The following is a 20298-nucleotide window of genomic DNA, read 5'->3' on the forward strand; positions in this document are numbered from 1 at the left end:
AGCGGCCTTCCCTTTACAACTTATAAGATATATTTTATATCCACAAGCGGCGGCGGGCGTTTTATTTTTTCGTTGAATGAGACTTGCGCGATCGCCGATTCGATGCACATCATATAAGTTATAAGTGATTAGTAACGTAAAACGAGGCTCGTCATGACGCAGGCAAACACCCTTTCTTTCACCGATCTGGCGCACACGGATGTGCGCTACCACCTGCATTCCCAGACCAATCTGCGGATGCACCAGCAGCAAGGCCCACTGGTTATCGAGCGCGGTTCGGGGATTCATGTGATCGATGAACAAGGTCGGGACTACATCGAAGGGATGTCCGGACTGTGGTGTGCGGGGCTTGGATTTTCCAACCCGCGACTGGTGCAGGCGGCGCAGCGCCAAATGGAGCGCCTGCCCTACTACCACACGTTCAACCACCGCGTACCCAGCGTGGTCGCGCAGTTGGCCGAACGCATTGCGAGCCTGGTGCCCTTCGAGCAGCCCAAGATCTTCTTCGCCTGCTCCGGCTCGGAGGCGAACGACTCGATGATCAAGCTCGCCTGGGCCTATCACCGCGCACGGGGCCACAACGCCAAGCGCAAGATCATTGCCCATCAAAAGGGCTTCCACGGTTCGACCGTGATGGGGGCAAGCCTGTCTGGGCTGCCCAATATGCACGCGGCCTTCGGTCTACCTCTGGAAGAGGCCGTGCTGCATGTGCAGTGCCCGCATTACTATCGCAACGGAGCCACGGCCGAGAGCGAAGCGCAGTTCACCCAGCGCTTGTTGCAGGAATTGGAACAGCGCATCGAGAACGTCGGTGCCGATCACATCGCCGCGTTCATCTCCGAGCCAGTCATGGGCGCCGGCGGTGTGATCGTTCCCCCACCAGGCTATTTCGAAGGCGTACAGGCGCTGCTGAAAAAGCACGACATCCTGTTCCTCGCCGATGAAATCATTTGCGGATTCGGCCGTACCGGAAACTGGTTCGGACATCAGACAATGGGCTTCACGCCCGACATGATGTCCTGTGCTAAAAGCCTCTCCTCCGGTTACCAGCCGATCTCCTGCGTCGTGGTCAGCGGCCATGTCTATCAGGCGATCGAAGAACAAAGCCACCAGTTGGGGGGGTTCGGCCATGGATTTACCTATTCCGGACACCCGGTGGCCGCCGCGGTAGCCCTGGAAACACTGGCGATTTATCAAGAAATGCACCTGCCAGAACGCACCCAGGACCTGGGACGCCTCTTGCATCAGCAACTTGAACCGCTGTTGCAACATCCGCTTATCGGCGAAATCCGGGGCGTGGGCCTGGTGGCCGGACTGGAGCTGGTCGCAGATAAAGACACCCGCGCCTCCTTCCCCGCCGAGTTAGCCATCGGGGCCCAGGTCGAACGGGCGACTCGTAAACAGGGATTGATCGTACGCAACATGGGCGATGCCATCGCCCTGTCGCCGCCTTTCATTATTCAAGCGCAGGAAATCACCGAACTGGTTGCACGGTTGACTCGCGCGCTGGATGCCGTCGCCATTGCCAATGGGTTATCGCTGTGATGAACGCACAAATCGATACAGCTCAAGTGACCAAGCCCTTGATCGAGTTCACGGGCGTCCAGAAAAGCTATGACGGCAAGCATCTGATCATCAAGGACCTGAACCTGAACATCGGTCGCGGTGAATTTCTCACTCTGCTGGGTGCCTCCGGCTCGGGCAAGACCACGACCCTGATGATGCTCGCCGGCTTCGAAACCCCGACCCGTGGTGAAATCAGGATGCGTGGCACGCCGATTCAGAAAAAACCGGCCCACCAACGCGGCATGGGGATGGTTTTCCAGAACTACGCGCTATTCCCCCACATGAGCGTCGAAGAGAACCTGGCCTACCCCTTGAAGATGCGCGGGCTCAAGCGCATCGATGTGCAAGCGAAGGTCAAGCGCGCCATCGACATGGTGCAACTGCACGGCATGCAGCAACGGCGCATCACCGAACTGTCAGGCGGTCAGCAGCAGCGAGTGGCCTTGGCCAGGGCGATGGTGTTCGAACCGGAAATAATCCTGATGGATGAGCCTCTGGGCGCCCTGGACAAAAATTTGCGCGAACACATGCAGTACGAAATCAAGCAACTACACAAATCGCTGGGCGTCACCATCGTCTACGTGACCCATGACCAGGGTGAAGCGCTGACCATGTCGGATCGTGTCGCCGTGTTCAACCAAGGTGATATTGCGCAAATCGGCTCGCCCATCGAGCTTTACGAGCATCCCGAAAATGCCTATGTAGCCAATTTCATCGGTGAGAACAACGTGCTGGTTGGCAACGTGCGCAGTGTCGACAACCAGCGATGCCAAGTGACCCTGGAAAGTGGATTGCAAGTCACCGGCTCCGCCAGAAACCTGCGCGGTCGCCATCCGGCAAAAGTGCAACTGGTCATTCGTCCGGAGAATATTCGCCTGGGCACACCCACTGAAATGCCCTGGCAAGCGCTGGTAACGGACACGGTGTATCTCGGCGATCACTTGCGGGTGCATCTGAGCCTGCAGAATCGCCAGGCACTGGTCGTGAAGGTGCCCAACAGCCCAACCTCAAAACAACTGCAACCCGGCCAGCTCACTGGCTTTGACTGGAGTATCGACGACGCCCATCTATTCGCACTCGATTGAGGCCCCACAGACAACACACCCGACCCACCCGTCTCGACAATAACAACGACCCGAGAGGCAACCATGAACATCCCCGCTGAGCCCGTTTAGTTCGTCACTGCCGTTTTGTGAATCTTGTTTCCCTACATCCAAACAGCAGGAGGGACAGCCATGTCCTCGATATTCAGTCGCACCGCCCTTGTATGCTCGATCTGCGCCGTATCCTTGCTGGCCAGCGAGGCCATTCTTGCCCGCGACCTGACCGTAGTCGGATTCGGCGGCGCCACCCAGGAAGCCTTCGATAAGGCGTATTTCAAACCCTATGCAGCCCAGAGCGGCAGCCCTGTGGTCCAAGACACCTATGATGGTGGCATCGCCAAGCAAAAAGCGATGGTTCAATCCGGCAATCCCACCTGGGACGTGGTGCAAATGGACGAAAACGAAATGGCCCTGGCCTGTGAGCAAGGCCTGCTGGAGCCCCTCGATAAAAGCAGGCTGAGCAATGCCAGCCACATCCCGGCGGATAAATTCGCGCCATGCGGGGTGGGAGCCATTGTCTGGTCGGAAGTGATGACCTACGACAACAAGAAGTTCGCCACTGACGGCCCCAAGACTTGGACCGACTTCTGGAATGTGAAGAAATGGCCTGGCAAACGCGGCCTGCGCAAACAAGCCCGGATGACCCTGGAAATCGCGTTGATGGCCGACGGCGTCAAGCCAGCCGATGTGTACACCGTCCTGGCCACCCAGGCCGGACAGGACCGTGCCTTTGCCAAACTGGATGAAATAAAACCCTACATCCATTGGTGGGAAACCGGCGCCCAGCCCCTTGAATGGCTAGCTTCTGGAAGTGTCGCCGTCACCGCCGCCTACAACGGCCGCATCGCCATCGCCAATCAACAGGGCGCGCACTTTCCGCTGATCTGGAACCAGCAGCTCTACAGCATGGATTACTGGACGATCATCAAGGGCACCGCAAACCTCAAGGAAAGCTATTCGATCCTCGACTACATGCTCAGCCCAACCGCGCAAAGCGCCTTCGCCCAGGCAATCCCCTACGGCATCGTCAACAGCAAGGCCCAAGCGGCACTGGACAAAAAGGTACTCGATAACTTGCCCACAGCTCCAGCCAATCTGGAGAACGCGCTGCTACTGGATACGCCGTTCTGGGTCAATTACGAAGAAGACCTGATGGCCCGCTTCACCAATTGGGCAGCAAAGTAAGTCCAACCGTTGCTTGATCAGCGGCTTCGCCTGGAGAAGCCGCTGATCGTCTATTGAGGTCCGTCGACATGTCCGCCATCGAGCTGGATTCACTTGCGTATGCACACCAGAAGTCGAGCCGCCATAAACGGCTGATCTCGGTAATGCTGCTCTTGCCCCTGTTGATCTATACCGGCGTGTTCTTTGTTCTTCCCATTGGAATGATGCTGTATCGCGCCGTCAGTAACCCTGAAATGGTCAGCGCGTTTCCCAGGACAGTGCAGGCACTGGAAGAGGAAAAACGCACCGACCATTCGAGCGTCCCCAGTGACCGGGTATTCGAAGCGCTGGAACAGGACCTGGTCCACGTCGAAAACCTCGGGGTCATCGGCGAAGCGGCTCGGCGCATGAACTATGAAAACAGTGGCTACCGTTTTCTGATCACCGCCACGGCACGCCGCTATCAGTGGCCTGCCAACCAACAACCACCTGCAGGCGACTCCGCACGCAGTCGCCTGGCCAGCATCGATTCTCGATGGTCATCACCGCCGCTGTGGGATGCGTTCGAACGGGCCTCCCCTGCGTATACCTCGTATTACCTATTGACCGCGCTGGACCTGGAGCGCACAGCTCAAGGCATCCAGCGCGTGGAACCCGACAAACGGGTTTACCTGGACCTGACCTTCAAGACCTTGAAGATCGCCTTCGTGGTTTCACTGCTGTGTCTGTTGCTGGGCTTTCCCTTCGCGGCCCTGCTGGTGAAAGCTTCGCGACCCTTCCAAATGCTGCTGATCCTGGCGGTCATGCTGCCCTTCTGGACGTCGTTGCTGGCCCGGACGACGGCCTGGATCGTGGTGCTGCAAGAGAAAGGCATCGTCAACACGCTGCTGATGCACCTGGGTGTGATCGATCACCCGCTGCCGATGATCTTCGATGCACTGGGCGTCTATATCGTGATGGTGCACATCCTGCTGCCCTTCACGGTCTTGCCGCTGTACAGCGTGATGAAAGGTATCCCGGCCCACTACATGCGCGCCTCCGGTTCCCTCGGCGTTCATCCGGTGCGTGGTTTCTTTCACGTCTACCTGCCCATGACACTGACCGGTATCGGTTCTGGCACGCTGCTGACGTTTATCGTCGCCGCCGGCTATTACGTTACACCCACGCTGGTGGGCAGCGCACGGGAACAGATGCTCGGCTACTTCATCGCCTTTTACACCAACACCACGGTGAATTGGGGTATGGCCTCGGCGTTGGGCCTGGTGCTGATCGTCTGCGTCATGACGATCTATGTGCTCGCCGCGAAGCTGGTGGGTATCCGTCAAATCGCCGGCCTCAGGTAACGGGGAACAAACCCATGAATCACTTCACGCTCTGCTTCATCAGCCGCAACCTGCTGCGCCTGTTCGGCATCATAATGATCATCTTCATGATCGCGCCCTTGCTGGCCGTGGTGCCCATTTCCTTCAGCAACGGAACGTTCCTGTCCTATCCTCTGCCGGGCTTCTCCCTGCGCTGGTATGAAAAGGTATTCAGCGCCGGCCCATGGATGCATGCGCTGCGCAATAGCTTGCTGGTAGGAGTTGCTTCCACCTTGTTCGCCACCGTGTTGGGCACTCTGGCGGCATTGGCATTTGCCCGGCGCAACCTGCCGGCCGCGACGGGCCTGCTGGGGCTGCTGATTTCACCGATGATCATTCCGCCGGTGATTTCCGGGCTCGGCATGTACTTTCTTTTCGGGCAACTGGGCCTGACCGGCACCCTCAGCGGAATGATCCTGGCTCACACGGTGCTGGCAACACCATTTGTGCTGATCAATGTCGCGGCCAGCCTGCAAGGCCTGGACATGAGCCTGCTCCGTGCGGCGGCCATGTCCGGCGCAGCTCCGGTGCGGGCTTTCGTCAACATTGCGCTGCCCATCATCGCGCCGGGCGTGATCTCCGGGGCGCTCTTTGCCTTCATGACGTCATTCGATGAAATTGTCGTCGTGCTTTTTATAGGCGGCCCAGGCCAACGCACGTTGCCCCGGCAAATGTTCGACGGCATTCGCGACACCATCGATCCGTCGATCGTGGCGATGTCGTCATTTCTGCTGCTGGTCGGCCTGGCCGGCCTGTTGACCACCACCTGGCTTTCGCTGCGCTCAAGCAGAACCTTGAATCAATCGGCAAAATAAACCAGATGCCCCATCAGAACAGGAGCAATTGCATGTATATCGTGACAGGCGGAACCCAAGGCATCGGTGCAGCCACCGTGGAAAAACTCGCAGCCCTGGGCCATGCCGTGGTATTTACCGGCCGGGATGTCCAGGCCGGAGAACAACTTGCCGCGAAGCTGCCAGGTTGCGTCTTCGTCGCCGGTGACGTCTTGAGCGAAAGCGACTGCCAGAACGTCGTCGCCACCGCCATGCGGTTAGGTGATGGCAAGCTGGCCGGTCTGGTCAATAACGCCGGCATGTCGGGACGCAAAGCCTTTATCGAAACCACGCAGCAGGAATGGGATGGGCTCTTCGCGGTCAATACGCGTTCGGTTTTCTTCTACACCAAGCACGCGCTACCAGGGCTGATTGCGGGCAAGGGCGCAGTGGTCAACGTGTCCTCGATCGCAGGCAAGACCGGCGAGCAAGGCCTGGCCACTTATTGCGCCAGCAAGGCGGCCCTACTCGGGCTGACCCAGGCGCTGGCCTTGGAATACGGCGGCCAGGTGCGCTTCAACGCCGTCTGTCCGGGACAGATTGCCACCCGCATGATGAACAAGATCGTCAACGACGCCTCTCGACTTTCCGCCTTGACCGCGCGGATCCCGGAAGGACGCCTTGCCAGTCCCCAGGAAGTGGCCGAAGCCATCTGGTGGCTGCTGTCGCCAGGCTCAAGCTACGTGAACGGTACGACGCTCACCGTGGATGGCGGAGAAACAGCCGGTTTGCTGGCGCCCAAAACGTAGATATCGTAAATGTCGCTGCTGGTATGAACAGCTTCTAGCGTTATCCAAGACCGCCATCCGTGGCGGTCCGCTCACTGGCTTATCGGCAAAACACCGATAAGATGCGTCCAAATGTTCGAGAGATTAGCGATGATTTCAGACCCGGGTACTCCTACCCTCGATCAACTGCGCGTGTTTCTCACCGTGGTCGATGTCGGCAGTTTTGCGGGGGCGGCGCGTAAGCTGCATCGCGCCACGTCGGTGGTGAGTTACTCGATCGCCAACCTGGAAATGCAGTTGGGCGTCAGCCTGTTCGATCGCAAGACCACCCGCAAACCGCAACTGACCGATGCCGGCCGTACCGTGCTGGCTGAAGCGCGCACCATCTACAACGGAATAGACGGTCTGCGGGCCAAGGTTCGCGGACTATTGCACGGCCTGGAAGCCGAGGTGCACCTGGTACTCGATGTGATGTTGCCCGGCGAGCGCGTGGTCGACGCGCTCAAGGCCTTCCGTGAGCAGTTTCCCACCGTATCGCTGCACCTGCATGTCGAAGCCCTGGGCGCTGTGGCGCAAAAGGTACTCGATCGCGGGGCCACGCTGGGCGTCAGCGGCCCGCTGACCCACAGCATCGCCGGCATCGAGCGCATCGGAGTGGGCAGCGTAGCGCTGATACCGGTCGCCGCGCCTGACCATCCCCTGGCAGCGTCCGGACCAAATGTGCCGGGGGCCGGCCGCAGCCACGTGCAACTGGTCCTCACTGATCGCTCCAAACTGACCCAGGACCAGGAGTTCGCCGTGGTCGGCACCCGCACTTGGCGCCTGGCAGACCTCGGTGCGAAGCACATGCTCCTGCGCGAAGGTATCGGCTGGGGCAACATGCCAATCGATCGAGTGCATGAAGACTTGGCCAACGGTCGGCTGGTGCAACTTGACTTGCCGGACTGCATCGGCGGCGACTACGCGTTTGACGTCATCTACCGCACCGACACCCCGCCAGGGCCTGCGGCGAACTGGCTTATCGAGCGTTTCAAGGCACAGGCCGTCGAGGGCTAGCTGTTCTATAAATTCGAATCTGACGGTCGATAGCCGCTGTCTTTTTTCAATCCTGATGTCATGCGACAGTCTAGCCTCACTCGCCGGCATCTCTTTTATTTCATGAGGACAGCATTAATGACTGCTGAGCAACTGCTTCGCCTGCATTTTGAAACGTTTGTCGATGACCACGAGCGCTGGAAAACCCTGATCGCCGACGACTTGGTCTGGGAGTTGCCGTTTGCCCCTACGCTCGGTCATCCGGCGCGCCTCGATGGGCGCGATCAAGTCCTGGGCCATGTCGGCTGGTTTGTCGGCGCGGTGGAAGACTTCCGCTTCTACGACTTGCGCATTCATCCCGGTGCAAATCCTTTGGAAGCCAGCGCCGAAGTCAAAGCCGAAGGCCGGATAAAGCCGACCGGGCACCTCTACGAGCAGGACTACGTACTGTTTGTGCGCTGCGAAAAGGGCAAACTGACGTTCATTCGTGAATACTTCGATCCGGTTCGTGCTGCGGTGGCCCTGGATGCGCCTATTCCCGCCTTGGCAAACTGAAGCTACGCGCAGCACCTGTCACCACGTATGGCGCTTCACAAGTTCTGCGGCTTGAAGCGCTCGCTCAGATCAAGCACCCGGCCCGCCACCCGGAATTGCCCTTGCCCGCGATAGTGCAACGTTGCCGGCTCAGTCACTTGCGTGGCGACATGCCCCTTCAGCACCTCCCAGATAAAAAGACCGTACTCGTCGACCTCTCGGTCATCGGCCAAGCGACATTCGAAGTTTGCGTAGCACTCCTCGATCAAGGGTGCCTGCACGCAGCTGGCCGGTGCAGCGGTCAGCTCGCAAGTTTTGAATTTGTCAGCTGAGCGGCCCGAACTGTTGCCGACGGTGACGACCGCATCGACCAAGTCGGCGGTAGGCACATTGATCACGCATTCGCGACTGCGACGAATCATTTCGTAGCTGTGGTTGCCCTGCCAGAGATAACAGCCGAACAACGCCGGACTGAACTGCATCATCATGTGCCAGCCCATCGTCATGATGTTGGTTTCGCCTCGCCAGCAGGAAGTGACCAGCACAATAGGGCCGGTTTCGAGATGGCGACGGGTCTCGGCCAGGGGGAAGTCGGATTTTTCGTAGCAACGCATGGCGGTATCCCCAAGATATGAACGTCGGGTTCAGTCTCTCCCAGGTTCGGCTTGCGCACTGTCGGGAGCCTGCCGGGTCTGTCGGGAGTTTGCGCGCAATAAAAAACCGGGCGTTCCGGCATGAAGCCGAAACGCCCGGTCCGATGTGGGTTTACCGACTGGCGTCGAGTACCAATTTGCCTCGGGTGTGCCCTGATAAGCTTCTGCGCAGCGCGTCCTCGGCCTGGGACAAAGGCAACACATCCACTTCAATCACCAACTCACCGGACTCGAACAACGCCGCGATCTGCTGCAACTGCTTGCCGTCGGAACGCGTTGCGAAATGTTTGCCTGTGGCCCTGGCACTTTGGGCTTGTGCGGCATCGGGAGGGCTCACCGGTGACACCAACACACCGCCTGGTTTCAGTACGGACCACGAACGCAGTTGGGTCTCGCCACCGACCAGATCGAGCACTACGTCGACCGGATCGACCACTGTTTCGAACTGCACCTGGTTGTAGTCGATCACTTCAGAGGCGCCCAGCTCACGCAGATAATCATGATTGCGCGCCGACGCGGTGGCGATAACAGTCGCGCCGGCGATCCGCGCCATCTGCACCGCGAGGCTGCCCACCCCACCCGACGCGCCATGAACCAGCACGCGTTGACCCGCCTTGATCTGCGCGTGCTCATGCAAGGCTTGCCAGGCGGTGAGTGCCACCGCCGAAACCCCTGCGGCGTGCAGCGCTGGCAAGCGGCTTGGTCGCCGCGCCAGGCGATCCACGCTGGCCACGGCTTCAGTTGCATAGCCGCCCACGATGTTGATGAAACCGAACACTTCGTCGCCAACCGAGAACGCGGTGACACCGTCGCCCACCGCCGCCACGCGCCCCGACACTTCAACACCCGGCGTGTAGGGCAATTGGAGCGGGATGAAAGCTTTCATCGCCCCTGAAAGCACTTTCCAATCGACCGGGTTGACTCCGCTGCCTGCCACCTCGATCAACACTTCATTTATGCCGGGGACCGGAGATGGCATTTCCTCGAACGTCAGACCTTCTGGTTGACCGTATTGCGCTACGCGAATCGCTTTCATATCTCACCTCGGATTAAGTTGGGAACCGTCCGGGCTTGGCCCGGACCGAGACAGCAATCAGCCGCGACGCGCGTCCAGGCTGAAACGACCGGCACCGAAAGCGACGACCTGGAGCAAGCCGCCGGCCATGGCGATGTTCTTGAAGAAATGGATGAACTGGTTCTGATCGCCCAGTTGGCTGTGAAACACCAACGCGGTGGCGATGCTGAACACCGCGAGCGCCGCGGCAACCAGGCGTGTGCGGTAGCCCAGGATCAGTGCGACGCCGCCAGCGACCTCTACAAAAATGGCCAGCGCCAGCGCCAAGGTGGGGAACGGCAAGCCTACCGATTCGATGTAACCGATCATCCCGGCCGGTGCGCTGATCTTGCTGATACCCGACAGCAGGAAGATCGCACTCAGCAGTACGCGACCTGCGAGCGAGGCTGAAGCAGTCAAGGTAATAGTGTTGGCGATGGTGGTGTCGGCGTGTGCGATGGATTGAGTCATGGCTGTTTCCTCTGGAAGGGCTCACCACCTTGGTGAGCCGCAATGAGGAGAATTCTGCACGCACATCGCTTATCTAAATAGACGTGTAATTTAGAAGGTTAAGTTCGAAAAAACAGAATAGATAAGGATAGGTCTCATGCGCTTAACCACGACCCGAAGATCCGAGGTAGTCATTACACAGCACTCTGTTACGTATCGAGGTTCTTCGCCAGATAATCCACCAGATCCAGCGGACTCCGGCTATCGATCACCTTGTAGATCAGATCACGTTTGCTGCGCGGTAGCTTCTTGACCACACTCTTAGCCGAGGCCCTGACGGCTTCGTCTGTTCCATGGATACGTGCCGCGAGCAGCAGTATGAGCGTGGCGTCAGTAAGGTTCATGGCAAGACCCGATAAAATTCGCACCGCAGTGTACCGACACTTTCCTTTTTCGTACCAGCATGCGCATCCAACAAAACGGCACCAGGACAAATCGATATTCCGATTGCCGCACAAAGGGAAACGCGTCAAAAGGACCGGTAAGGGTTGGAAGGGAATGGGGAGTCAAGGGTAAGAGCCCTATCCGAAAAGGCTAAAAGGCCACTGACTCTGCCAGTTCCCGGGAGGACCATGATGCTCAGTCTGTTTCGGCACAAAAGGCAAAAGCCTGCTCCGCCACCAACCGTAAACGTCGCCGATGGGTACCTGTCCATCGAATCGTCCCAGAGCTTGTTAGCAGCCGAGCATCGCCGCCAGTTGCTTGATCGCATTTGGCAGTACACCGCCCTCTCCCATCCGCAATTCAGCCAGCTCTATTTAAATCCGATCCATCGCTACGCCGAGCTGGTCCAACAGCTTCCAGCCAGCGAGACGCACCACCATGCTTATCTTGGCGGCATGCTCGACCATGGGTTGGAGCTGGTCGCTTGTAGTTTGAAATTGCGTCAGTCGTATCTGCTGCCCACCGGCGCCGCACCCGAAGACCAAGCAGCCCAGACCGACGCTTGGTCCGCTGGCATCGCCTATGGCGCGTTGCTCCATGACATCGGCAAGATCGCCGTGGACCTGCTGGTCGAACGCCAGGATGGCCGTGTCTGGCATCCTTGGCAGGGATCGCTGGATCAGCCCTACCGTTTTCGCTACCTCAAGGGTCGCGACTACCACCTGCACGGCGCGGCCGCGGGCTTGCTCTACACCCAGATTCTCGACCGCTCAATCCTCGACTGGCTCAGTGGATTTCCATCGCTCTGGGCCAACCTACTGTATGTCCTAGCAGGTCAGTATGAACGTGCCGGCGTGCTCGGTGAGCTGGTAATGCAGGCAGACCGTGTTTCCACCGCGCAGAACATCGGTGGTAACCCGAGCAAGGCACTGCAAGCACCGATTCATTCGCTGCAACATCACTTGATCAGCGGACTGCGTCATTTGGTTCAGCACGATCTGAAACTCAACCAGCCGGGTGCCTCGGGATGGCTGACGCAGGACGCACTGTGGCTGGTCAGCAAGACGGTCACAGACAAGCTGCGAGCCTATCTGCTGTCGCAAGCGATTGAGGGCATTCCCTCCTCCAACCTTGCTGTGTTCGACGAATTGCAATCGCATGGGCTGGCCGAGTCGACTCCAGAAGGCAAAGCCATCTGGACCGCTCTTGTCGCTCAGGGGGACTGGCAACAGACCTTTACCTTTCTGCGCCTTCAACCAGCACTGATTTGGGGGAACGAAGACCGGCCCGAGGCTTTCAGCGGAACGGTGAGCATTGCGGCTCATGACCACTCAACTGAAACGCGGGTATCAACACCATCGCCCGAGACAGTCAATACCAGATCAGGTCAAAGCCAACCGCAGCCGGATCCCATGGCGCTAGAGGATGCCGATTATCTTGGCACGCTGCTGGACATGTTCGAGTTGGTAGACTCTGATACCAGCAATGCGCCGGCAGAAAGTACTCTCGAAACCTCAACGCCTCCATCGGATAACCCAGGCCAGGTATTCCTGAATTGGGTCAAGAAAGGCATTCTCAGCCACAAGCTGATCATCAACGACAGCAGGGCTAAGATCCACACGGTGGATGGAAGCGTATTCCTGGTCACGCCTGGTCTCTTCCAACGCTATGCGCAGGAGTTCCCTGGTATTCCTCAGGGTATAGATCATGAGATTGAAGAATGGCGTTGGGTGCAGAAGCAATTTGAGAAACTGAAGGTCCACAGGAAGCGAGACAACGGTCTGAATATCTGGACATGCCAAGTGCAGGGCCCTAGGAAGAGAACCACCTTGAAGGGGTATTTGATTGGGGAACCGAAGCAATTTTTTGAATTGATACCAGCCGACAATCCTTTTCTTAAAATCGAAAAAGATTAATTTCCGAATTGCCCCACACCATTGCCGAACCTATAGAAGCCTGGAACGCAGAAGTTGGCCGGGCATTTGTGAGCAAAGACCTGCAGTTTACTCGGATCAACAGGACGCCGGTAGAGTGTCTCGAGTGAATGCCGATTCATATGGGAACGCAAGCATCGGTGAGCTGATGCTGGGCTTTGGAATTGGGCACCGATAACGTCAGAAGTGGTTTACGATGTATTCTTTACCAGGGGGAAGTCGATGTCTGAAATAGATATTGCCGGTGACGAGCCTTTGCTTGCACTGCTGCTGGCAGCCGAACCGGATGACGTTTGTTTATTGGTGGATTACATCACGGACTCAGGGAAAGGCCGGATCTCGCTTGCTGGTACGGTAAAGGAATTTCTGCACCAGGCTCGTGAAGACAAGGCCTTTGACAAAGATGTGCTGGCATTGCTGGTGCACGAGCTCCGCATGTTTGGCGGTAACAGTATTACCAATCTGTTCCGTAGTGGCGGTGTGACGTACAAAGAGATCGCCACCGACGTGCTTTCCCATGTCGGCGGAAAGAGTACGGACTCAGACGACCTCGGCACGATTGAGCTCAAAGTATTGCAACGCCTATTGGACAAGGCATGGGACAAGATGTCCAAGGAAGCTCGTGCGCAATTTGCAGAGAAGTTTGGCGAGTCTGATGCCGCCAATCCTTTCTCATTCACCCACTTCTTGAACCGTATGGGCTTTGGGCATGCGGCAACACTGGATGTGACCTCATTTATTTCCGCCTCCCTGGGAGCCAACCTTCTCGGTGCAGGTGCTGTGTTGGGAGCGGAGATGCTCATGGGCAGGTTGGCAGGCTTGGCCCTGGGTCCAATCGGAGTCGCTCTGGGTGCAGGTCTGGCAGGCTATTCTCTGGCGTCCCCTGCATTTCGGATCACCTTGCCTTGCGTGGTTCAAATCGCCTACATCCGACAGAAAGGCATGCAACCTCGTTTACCTGGAGGTAAACCATGACTGGTGAAATTACTCGCATCAAAGGGCTCGCCAAACGGGACGATGGTGAACAATGGCTGGTTGGCTCGAGCGAAAATGCTCCTGTGCTCTCGGTAAAGACACTCTCGCTGCCAACTGCATCTGATCACGGTGACAGCAACCAGGTAGCGCAACTGGGTTTGAGCCGACTATCGCCCCTTCTCCAGTCCATACCCAACTTGATCACTACGGGCGTTGCAAACTCGCATCAGTATTTTCGAGTGGAGATCAATGGCCCATTGGCAGCGGCGAAGGATGGCAACGGTCTGCGTGCCTTCTCCAGGTCTGCCGACGGCAAATTTACTGAACACGCCAGACTGTTCCAGGACAATAACCTGACAAGCCTGGTCAATTCGGCTGCGTTATTTCAGATTGCCTCTGCCGTCGTCGCCCAACAGCACCTGGCAGACATCAGCGCCAAGTTGAGTGATATCCTCGCCGGGGTAGAGCGCATCGAGCAGTTTCAGCAAAATAAGCGAGAAGGCCAGATCACCGGTAGCATTGATTACTTGCGTCAAATCGCACCCGCGCTTTTGAACGGGAAACTTAATGATTCAGTCCCTGCTCAGCTTGAAGCTCAAGAAGTACAACTTGGGCAAATCCAGAAGCATCTGGAACTCGAACTCGACAACATCACCAACAGTATTCGCACACTGAATGTTTCCACCACCTTCGGCACCAGCAAGTTGAAAGCGGCGCTGGAAAAAGAGCTGGAAAGGTTCAGTCATTCGCTCGAACAATCACAGCTCTGCCTGGCTGCCCGAATGGTCGCGTGCCGCTTGCTCGATACCTTCCCGGGGCAAATGGAGTGGGTGCAAGTGCGCCTTGACGCCCTCACCAGCGTCGCCGAAAGGTTCGAGGGTAAACACGGCGCCGTCGAAAAATTTCGCGATGCTTACAAGGAAAGAGCCAACAAGTTGTCCGCCCTTACCGAGTCCAGCGCGGAGCTCAATGCGCGACGGCAGTCCTTGTTGAAGGCCCAAGACAAACGCCTGCTGAAACTCACGACAGACAGCACCGGACGCTTGCGTGAAATCAGCCAGGCCGTGCTGGATACGCGCAAGGTCATCCTTGAACTGAAAATGCAGGGTAATGAATGCGTGGGGGTTGCCAGATTGGCGAATTGAGGGTTCGCATCCCGGTTGCCGACCCTAAACAGCAGGCTGTCGGCAACCATTTTGTTCACGAGGCACCTTACCTGCGTGACGTGCCCTTCAAGACAAAGATCAGCGCCCGTCGAGCGAGCGATCCTCCTGAGACACCACCAACTGAACTTCAACGCGCCGATTTTCTGCGCTTGCCGGGTTCAGGCCGGGTTTTGGTCTGGAATCACCGTAACCCGCCACAATCACTCGCAGTGATTGCTGCCCGTCCAGGGCCAACACCAACAACTTGCGCGCCTCCCGTGCCCGAGCAGCGGAGAGCGTGTAGTTATCGTCATAGACCGTGCAGTACCGCGCATAATCAGTGACCGGTCGGCTTACCGGCACATTGTCGGTATGCCCCTCGACCAATACCTGGCCTTGGCCGTAATCGTGAATGAAGGTAGCGACGCGAACACTCAGTTGCGTGAGCGCCTGCCTGGCCTCATCGGTAATACAGGCGCTGCCACGGCCGAAGGCGTTGTCAGGCAAAGTCAGCCGGCGGTTCTTGATATCGACATCGATAAGTCCACCTTCACCGCCATGCGCAAGGTCCGCCTGCATCGCTTCAAGCAAAGCACTCAGGCGTGTTTGTTGAGTTGCCGCACCTTGGGCCTTTTCTGCCTGACGCGCCGCTTCCATCTGTTGCTTCTCGACTCGCATCGCCGCTTCAGCCGCCTTGTTCTGCAACACCGAAACCACAAGCATGAGCATCACGACCGCCATGACACCCGCCATGAGGTCCGAGATGGAAATCCATTCGCTGGGTTTTTCTTTCATGGTCGATTACGCCAGCTGAGCTTTATCGGTCTGCAAACCACTCGCAGGCGCAGGTTCATAGTCCGCCGTGAGTCGGCCCAGCAACGTCACAGTCGACTGTGCCGCCTCGCTGAGTACCTGGATGCGATTGGCAAACTGCTTGTCGATATTGGCCGCCAACTGTTCAGGCAGAGCGTTCATGGTTTGCTGGCCTTGACGATGCGACTCCGCAATTGCCTTCACGTCCTGAATAACCGGGGGCAGCTGACGCGCCGAATCACATAATTGCTCAAGCAGTTTGACGCCTGCATTTAAAGGGGTCAGCCTGGCCGGCAAGGCTTCCAGTGCCTCCTGGGTTTGAGCACCCTGGTCAGTCATGGTTTTGAATTGCACGTTGAGCGCAGTGAACTGCTCGGCGAGTTGCGGAAAGGTCACCAGCTTTTTCGCCACCGCATCCATCTTCTGCCCTGCCTCGGACGCCTCCTTCAGGCCCTGCGAAATACTCTTACCGAGCTCATCCATATTGGAGCTCATGACTTCAATCGCTTCGTTGAGCGTGGCGCTGGTGAGGGAGAACTGGGAGCTGGTTTTCTTCTGCATGTCCTTGGCGCTTTCAGTGGTCACCTTGACTTCGTTGACCACGGTGCCGACGTGCTCTGACAACTGATGGACCGCAGTGGAAATATTGTCGGTCGCCCCTTTCAAATTGGCTGCCATGTCCTGGGTGTTCTGGGTAAAATCACGGCTCATTGTGCTAATGGTGCCGGTCAGGCTCTCTTCGATAGTCTCCATGACGGTGCCCAGCCGAGTGATGTTGTCATCCATGCTCACCTTCATTTCTACCAAGTGCCCGGCGAAATCCTCATTCAGAGAGTGAATCGCGCCGCTGAGTTTTTCCTGCATGACCTGCACACCGCCTTTAAGCAGCCCAGCTGAATCAGCCAGTAGCGTGGCGGACTCGCCCATCAACTGTACCGCGGCCTCCTGACGTAGCAAGTTGTCGGTTTTGGCCTCCACGTAACCTTGCAGACTTTCGCTCGACGCCCTGGTGCTGTCCGCCACTTCGCCCAATTGCATCTCGAGCGTCTGCAGGCTCTTGAGGCTCTCTTCGACCTCAACCAAGCGGCTGAGCTGAGTACTCATCTCGGCGATTCGTGGAAGGTTTTCACTGAGTCTGGCGATCTCACCGAGCTGTTGATGATGGTCGGCAAGCCGGGTAGCCAGCGCATTGAAATGGCTCTCGGCCTGTTTACCGTTCTGGAATTCAACCGTCTTGAGCTGTTTGAGCTCGGTCGACAGCTGTAGACCCTGGGTGTTGAATGCCTCAATCAGCCGCGTACCGACATTTTCCAGTGCGGCCCGATTCTCTTGCTCACTTTCCTTGCGCAGCGCCTGCGAGGCTTTACGGCCGAGTTCATTTTCGACTGCCAGACTGGCAAGCCTTTCACCCAGCGCTGTGAGTTGGCTTTCAGATTGTTTGCCGTTCTGGAACTCAACAGCCTTTATCTGCTTGAGCTCGGAGGCCACCAGCAGCCCTTGGGCATTGAATGCCTCGACCAGCCGGGTACCGACAGTCTCGAGGGCAGTCAGGTTCACCTGATCACGTTCGGCATGCAATGCAAGCGCGGCTTTTCGGCTCAGATCGATCTCAGCCTTCATATGCCCCAGGCACCAGTCCGTGCGCTTGCTTTCCGCCGACCAGGGTGCTGCTTCCCACAGCTTGATCATAATGAAGGCAATGATCCCCCAAGTGGAGGTTTTGAACTTGGTGCCCAGGTCTTTCATCATGCCGGTGAGCTGGGTCAGGGAACCGCTCATGGCGTTCAGCGAATCGTCATGTCCTTGAAGGATGGTCGATGCCTTGTCCAACGCCAGGCCCAGGCCCAGAAACGTACCCAGCAGCCCGATGATCAGCAGCAACCCCGGCATATTGGAAGCAAAGCGCTCCCAACCGGAGGCGACAGCGTGGCTCAACTCACCGATGGATCCGTGCTCAATGTCCAGCGCGTTGATGCGAGCCCCGCCGCGCCAGTTTTTTTCCCACTTCGCCGGTTGACCGAAAACCTGTGAAGTAATCAGCGACAGCAACAGACCGAACAGGATGATGCTGAAAAAAAACACTTCCAGCGGATTGCTCAGCGAAGGGGGCAAGAACTGCAGGATCTCGCCAATCATGCCGCAACCTCAATCACTCTGAAGGCATCAGTACGCTTCTTGCAGTCGGCCTCGAAAATATTGGCGAAGCTGACAATCAGCGACTGCTCCTCTGGGCTCAGGCGTTCCCATTTCTCGCCGTTTTGAGCGCAACGCACCAGAATCTCGCCAACCTTGCCACCGTGGTCGATCAAATACTCCTGATCATCGGCCACGAGCTGTTCCTCGCTTTTCTCAAGCAGTTGCAGAAAGCCTTCCGCGGCGAACACATAATTACGCTTGGCGCGGGTCTCGTTGCCCAGCGCTTCAAGTTGAGCTTCGTCTCGCGGCAACAGAATGCGCAGATCGTCCAGCATCCGCGCCTCTTCTGCTTCCAGTGGTTCCAGTTCCGCCTCCATCTCCAGGCGGCGCTTGAGCACTCGGTCCTTGACCACTCGTTTATTCAGCTCTTCCCAGGTTTTTTGAGCATTTTGCAAATCCAGGCCCCACACCAGGATCATCTCCTCGAACACAAACGGAATCACTGCCTTGTCAAAGTGCTTGACGGTCAGTTCATCCAGACGCTGCACGTCAGCATCGTTCAATTCTGCCCGCGCTTCGATCAGTTGGGTGGCGACATCGATAATGAACAGCGGCTCCTGGCTCAGGGAGCCGATGTCTTCAAGCTGGGTCATTTGTTCTTCGTAAACCTGCAGCAGCTTCTGCACAGCGCGAACGCGCAGGTAGTGGTCGAAATCCACGAACGCCTCCGTTTCGATCAGACGATTGGTCAATGCCTTGACCAAGTGGTAACGGTTGGTCAGTGCAATCGCCTGAAGTGCTTCGCGCTCTGGGCCTTGGGTTTTGGCCATGGCAGCATTCAGATCCCGCTCCCGCGCCTGCGCTTCGGCGATTTCCTGCTCATTCAGCAACTTTTTCTGCCATTCACGGGCACGAGCGATCACCCAATCGATGGCCTGCTGCACCTTGGCGGCCAGCGGGTGGGTGTCCAGGTGCTCCAGTACAGCCAAGGCACGTTCCAGACCCAGACTCAAGGCTTTGACCCACGGCCAGGGCACATGGATCGCCAGGGTCCGAAGCCCTACGCGCATGCTGGAAATGTAAGGCTTGGCTGCCTGGTAAAGCCGTTTGACTTCTCCGACAAAGGTTTCTGCTTCGTCGGCAAGCCATTTGACGGCTTTGCTGACTGTTTGTTTGACAGCACGAAACGCCGACGACACGGCGTTTGAAACCGTACTTACGAGAGAATCAAACCAGCCCATTAACTATCGCTCCTTTGATGAATGCCCAATGCTTTACGTGTCGCCGCGACAGTGCCGAGATCAACCTCGGGTCGCGAAGTGTGAATGTCTTGGCGCGCAGCCAGAAGCTGAGCGAGTGCTTCTTGAAGATGTGCCAGTTGCAGAACTCCGGCGCCATTGGCCAGTAAAGGCTTGGGCAAAGCCAGTCGTAAGCAGGTGCGAATTTCACGGCCAGACAGCCCCTCAGAAGCTGCGGCGACGACGTCAAGCACCCCTTCCCGCTCCTCGGCCAGAGGGATTCCCGCTACCAGCATGCGTGCCCAGAGCGCACGCCGCTCACTTTCGCCAGGTAGTTCGAAACGAATGTGCTGAGAAATACGGCTGACAAAGGCGCTGTCATAGTTGCGCGCAAAGTTAGTCGCAAAAATCACGATGCCAGTGTGCTTCTCCAACTCGATAAGCAGCGTGGAGCGCATGGCATTGACCTCGTTATCAATGCCCTGGGTGACCGACGACAAGCGTTTACCCAGCAAGGTATCGGCCTCGTCGAGGAACAACACGGCGTCTTCAGCACGCGCCGACTCGAACAACTGCGCAATATTCTTTGACGTATCGCCCATGAACTTGCTTTCTAGGTCGGCAATGCTGGCGCTGATAAGCCGTTTGCCGATACTCCCGGAAAATGCCTCGGCCGTAAGCGTCTTTCCCGTACCCGGCGCGCCATGAAAGTTCAGGATCGTGCCGCTGCCACAAGGGTCGACCTCAGCGAAGCCCCAGGTGACGTAGATGGTGTGATGGTGGTGAATTTTCACCAAGGCTTCATCGAGCTGTTGCTTGACCTGCGGCGAAAGCACTACGTCCCGCTCCAGTGTGAAGCGAGGCAATGTGCTTCGCGATGCGGGCGCAGTCTTGGCGGGAGGTTCTTCGGTGGCGGCCAACAGCTCAGGCCGTAACTTCTGATAGAGATAGTCTCTGGAGGACACTGTAATCACCATTCCATTGATTTGAGCTCTTGGGCTTTGCAGCCTTGCAAGAGAAGCTTGCGGAAGTCCGAAGGCAGTGTCTTGATTGAGCCGCTGGAAACCCATCGGCGCATCAGAAAGCTATCGGACAGCAGACGTCGAACTTGAAGATTTTTTGGATCAATTAA

The 20298-nt window shown here is 57.4% G+C and carries 19 protein-coding genes; 11 read left to right on the forward strand and 8 right to left on the reverse strand.

The features are described from left to right. The first annotated feature begins 153 nt into the window (after positions 1 to 153). The 8 genes from AB4O22_RS15730 to AB4O22_RS15765 all read left to right on the forward strand — a co-directional run bounded on the left by AB4O22_RS15730 (position 154) and on the right by AB4O22_RS15765 (position 8345). Positions 154 to 1545 (forward strand): aminotransferase, encoded by a 1392-nt coding sequence (locus AB4O22_RS15730; protein ID WP_460105505.1) that lies wholly within the window; start codon positions 154 to 156, stop codon positions 1543 to 1545. After that, positions 1545 to 2651, forward strand: coding sequence for an ABC transporter ATP-binding protein (locus AB4O22_RS15735; protein WP_460105503.1), 1107 nt, complete (start codon positions 1545 to 1547; stop codon positions 2649 to 2651). The genes AB4O22_RS15730 and AB4O22_RS15735 overlap by 1 nt, the downstream gene beginning before the upstream one ends. Before the next feature lie 150 nt (positions 2652 to 2801). Next, complete coding sequence (locus AB4O22_RS15740) at positions 2802 to 3854, forward strand: ABC transporter substrate-binding protein (protein ID WP_460105502.1); 1053 nt, start codon at positions 2802 to 2804, stop codon at positions 3852 to 3854. A 68-nt stretch (positions 3855 to 3922) separates the two neighbouring features. Further along, complete coding sequence (locus AB4O22_RS15745) at positions 3923 to 5176, forward strand: ABC transporter permease (RefSeq protein WP_460105500.1); 1254 nt, start codon at positions 3923 to 3925, stop codon at positions 5174 to 5176. A 14-nt stretch (positions 5177 to 5190) separates the two neighbouring features. Continuing rightward, entirely contained in the window at positions 5191 to 6009 is an 819-nt protein-coding gene (locus tag AB4O22_RS15750; protein ID WP_460105498.1) for an ABC transporter permease, read from the forward strand. Positions 6010 to 6041: 32 nt separating this feature from the next. Next, positions 6042 to 6776 (forward strand): SDR family NAD(P)-dependent oxidoreductase, encoded by a 735-nt coding sequence (locus AB4O22_RS15755; RefSeq protein ID WP_460105497.1) that lies wholly within the window; start codon positions 6042 to 6044, stop codon positions 6774 to 6776. A 129-nt stretch (positions 6777 to 6905) separates the two neighbouring features. Beyond that, entirely contained in the window at positions 6906 to 7811 is a 906-nt protein-coding gene (locus AB4O22_RS15760) for a LysR family transcriptional regulator (RefSeq protein ID WP_460105495.1), read from the forward strand. A 117-nt stretch (positions 7812 to 7928) separates the two neighbouring features. Continuing rightward, positions 7929 to 8345 carry a nuclear transport factor 2 family protein gene (locus AB4O22_RS15765; RefSeq protein ID WP_460105493.1) on the forward strand — a complete coding sequence of 139 codons (417 nt, stop codon included), beginning with the start codon at positions 7929 to 7931 and terminating at the stop codon, positions 8343 to 8345. A gap of 35 nt (positions 8346 to 8380) precedes the next feature. Here the strand turns inward: AB4O22_RS15765 and AB4O22_RS15770 are convergent, their stop codons facing one another. The 4 genes from AB4O22_RS15770 to AB4O22_RS15785 all read right to left on the reverse strand — a co-directional run bounded on the left by AB4O22_RS15770 (position 8381) and on the right by AB4O22_RS15785 (position 10885). Beyond that, on the reverse strand, positions 8381 to 8938 hold the full coding sequence (locus AB4O22_RS15770; protein ID WP_460105492.1) for a flavin reductase family protein: 558 nt from the start codon (positions 8936 to 8938) through the stop codon (positions 8381 to 8383). A 151-nt stretch (positions 8939 to 9089) separates the two neighbouring features. Then, positions 9090 to 10013, reverse strand: coding sequence for an NADP-dependent oxidoreductase (locus AB4O22_RS15775; protein WP_460105490.1), 924 nt, complete (start codon positions 10011 to 10013; stop codon positions 9090 to 9092). Positions 10014 to 10070: 57 nt separating this feature from the next. Further along, on the reverse strand, positions 10071 to 10502 hold the full coding sequence (locus tag AB4O22_RS15780; protein ID WP_460105489.1) for a DoxX family protein: 432 nt from the start codon (positions 10500 to 10502) through the stop codon (positions 10071 to 10073). A gap of 188 nt (positions 10503 to 10690) precedes the next feature. Continuing rightward, positions 10691 to 10885 carry a DUF7740 domain-containing protein gene (locus AB4O22_RS15785; RefSeq protein WP_460105487.1) on the reverse strand — a complete coding sequence of 65 codons (195 nt, stop codon included), beginning with the start codon at positions 10883 to 10885 and terminating at the stop codon, positions 10691 to 10693. Positions 10886 to 11116: 231 nt separating this feature from the next. Here AB4O22_RS15785 and mobH point away from each other — a divergent pair, with 231 nt between their 5' ends. The 3 genes from mobH (at position 11117) to AB4O22_RS15800 (ending at position 14979) form a co-directional block, all read left to right on the forward strand. Continuing rightward, entirely contained in the window at positions 11117 to 12841 is a 1725-nt protein-coding gene (mobH, locus tag AB4O22_RS15790) for a MobH family relaxase (RefSeq protein WP_460106053.1), read from the forward strand. A gap of 240 nt (positions 12842 to 13081) precedes the next feature. Further along, positions 13082 to 13834 carry a YaaW family protein gene (locus AB4O22_RS15795; RefSeq protein WP_045155627.1) on the forward strand — a complete coding sequence of 251 codons (753 nt, stop codon included), beginning with the start codon at positions 13082 to 13084 and terminating at the stop codon, positions 13832 to 13834. After that, positions 13831 to 14979, forward strand: a complete 1149-nt coding sequence (locus AB4O22_RS15800) for a hypothetical protein (RefSeq protein ID WP_460105485.1) — start codon at positions 13831 to 13833, stop codon at positions 14977 to 14979. The genes AB4O22_RS15795 and AB4O22_RS15800 overlap by 4 nt, the downstream gene beginning before the upstream one ends. A 99-nt stretch (positions 14980 to 15078) precedes the next feature. Here AB4O22_RS15800 and AB4O22_RS15805 read toward each other — a convergent pair whose 3' ends face one another. Genes AB4O22_RS15805 through AB4O22_RS15820 form a run of 4 tightly spaced genes read right to left on the reverse strand, consistent with a single transcriptional unit; the run spans position 15079 to position 20236 of the window. After that, positions 15079 to 15774 carry an OmpA/MotB family protein gene (locus tag AB4O22_RS15805; RefSeq protein ID WP_201417794.1) on the reverse strand — a complete coding sequence of 232 codons (696 nt, stop codon included), beginning with the start codon at positions 15772 to 15774 and terminating at the stop codon, positions 15079 to 15081. Positions 15775 to 15780: 6 nt separating this feature from the next. Beyond that, positions 15781 to 17928 (reverse strand): methyl-accepting chemotaxis protein, encoded by a 2148-nt coding sequence (locus AB4O22_RS15810; RefSeq protein WP_460105483.1) that lies wholly within the window; start codon positions 17926 to 17928, stop codon positions 15781 to 15783. Further along, entirely contained in the window at positions 17925 to 19169 is a 1245-nt protein-coding gene (locus tag AB4O22_RS15815; RefSeq protein WP_460106624.1) for a hypothetical protein, read from the reverse strand. Before AB4O22_RS15815 ends, AB4O22_RS15810 begins: the two co-directional genes overlap by 4 nt. After that, the gene (locus AB4O22_RS15820) at positions 19169 to 20236 is read right to left on the reverse strand and encodes an ATP-binding protein (protein ID WP_460105480.1); all 1068 of its coding nucleotides are present in this window, start codon (positions 20234 to 20236) and stop codon (positions 19169 to 19171) included. Before AB4O22_RS15820 ends, AB4O22_RS15815 begins: the two co-directional genes overlap by 1 nt. Positions 20237 to 20298: the final 62 nt, after the last annotated feature.

This window comes from Pseudomonas sp. S3_B11, assembly GCF_054667715.1.

Excerpts from the sequence above, each read along its gene's own strand:
- AB4O22_RS15730 (WP_460105505.1), top strand. The coding sequence starts at position 154 with ATGACGCAGGCAAACACCCTTTCTTTCACCGATCTGGCGCACACGGAT.
- AB4O22_RS15735 (WP_460105503.1), top strand. The coding sequence starts at position 1,545 with ATGAACGCACAAATCGATACAGCTCAAGTGACCAAGCCCTTGATCGAG.
- AB4O22_RS15740 (WP_460105502.1), top strand. The coding sequence starts at position 2,802 with ATGTCCTCGATATTCAGTCGCACCGCCCTTGTATGCTCGATCTGCGCC.
- AB4O22_RS15745 (WP_460105500.1), top strand. The coding sequence starts at position 3,923 with ATGTCCGCCATCGAGCTGGATTCACTTGCGTATGCACACCAGAAGTCG.
- AB4O22_RS15750 (WP_460105498.1), top strand. The coding sequence starts at position 5,191 with ATGAATCACTTCACGCTCTGCTTCATCAGCCGCAACCTGCTGCGCCTG.
- AB4O22_RS15755 (WP_460105497.1), top strand. The coding sequence starts at position 6,042 with ATGTATATCGTGACAGGCGGAACCCAAGGCATCGGTGCAGCCACCGTG.
- AB4O22_RS15760 (WP_460105495.1), top strand. The coding sequence starts at position 6,906 with ATGATTTCAGACCCGGGTACTCCTACCCTCGATCAACTGCGCGTGTTT.
- AB4O22_RS15765 (WP_460105493.1), top strand. The coding sequence starts at position 7,929 with ATGACTGCTGAGCAACTGCTTCGCCTGCATTTTGAAACGTTTGTCGAT.
- AB4O22_RS15770 (WP_460105492.1), bottom strand. The coding sequence starts at position 8,938 with ATGCGTTGCTACGAAAAATCCGACTTCCCCCTGGCCGAGACCCGTCGC.
- AB4O22_RS15775 (WP_460105490.1), bottom strand. The coding sequence starts at position 10,013 with ATGAAAGCGATTCGCGTAGCGCAATACGGTCAACCAGAAGGTCTGACG.
- AB4O22_RS15780 (WP_460105489.1), bottom strand. The coding sequence starts at position 10,502 with ATGACTCAATCCATCGCACACGCCGACACCACCATCGCCAACACTATT.
- AB4O22_RS15785 (WP_460105487.1), bottom strand. The coding sequence starts at position 10,885 with ATGAACCTTACTGACGCCACGCTCATACTGCTGCTCGCGGCACGTATC.
- mobH (WP_460106053.1), top strand. The coding sequence starts at position 11,117 with ATGCTCAGTCTGTTTCGGCACAAAAGGCAAAAGCCTGCTCCGCCACCA.
- AB4O22_RS15795 (WP_045155627.1), top strand. The coding sequence starts at position 13,082 with ATGTCTGAAATAGATATTGCCGGTGACGAGCCTTTGCTTGCACTGCTG.
- AB4O22_RS15800 (WP_460105485.1), top strand. The coding sequence starts at position 13,831 with ATGACTGGTGAAATTACTCGCATCAAAGGGCTCGCCAAACGGGACGAT.
- AB4O22_RS15805 (WP_201417794.1), bottom strand. The coding sequence starts at position 15,774 with ATGAAAGAAAAACCCAGCGAATGGATTTCCATCTCGGACCTCATGGCG.
- AB4O22_RS15810 (WP_460105483.1), bottom strand. The coding sequence starts at position 17,928 with ATGATTGGCGAGATCCTGCAGTTCTTGCCCCCTTCGCTGAGCAATCCG.
- AB4O22_RS15815 (WP_460106624.1), bottom strand. The coding sequence starts at position 19,169 with ATGGGCTGGTTTGATTCTCTCGTAAGTACGGTTTCAAACGCCGTGTCG.
- AB4O22_RS15820 (WP_460105480.1), bottom strand. The coding sequence starts at position 20,236 with ATGGGTTTCCAGCGGCTCAATCAAGACACTGCCTTCGGACTTCCGCAA.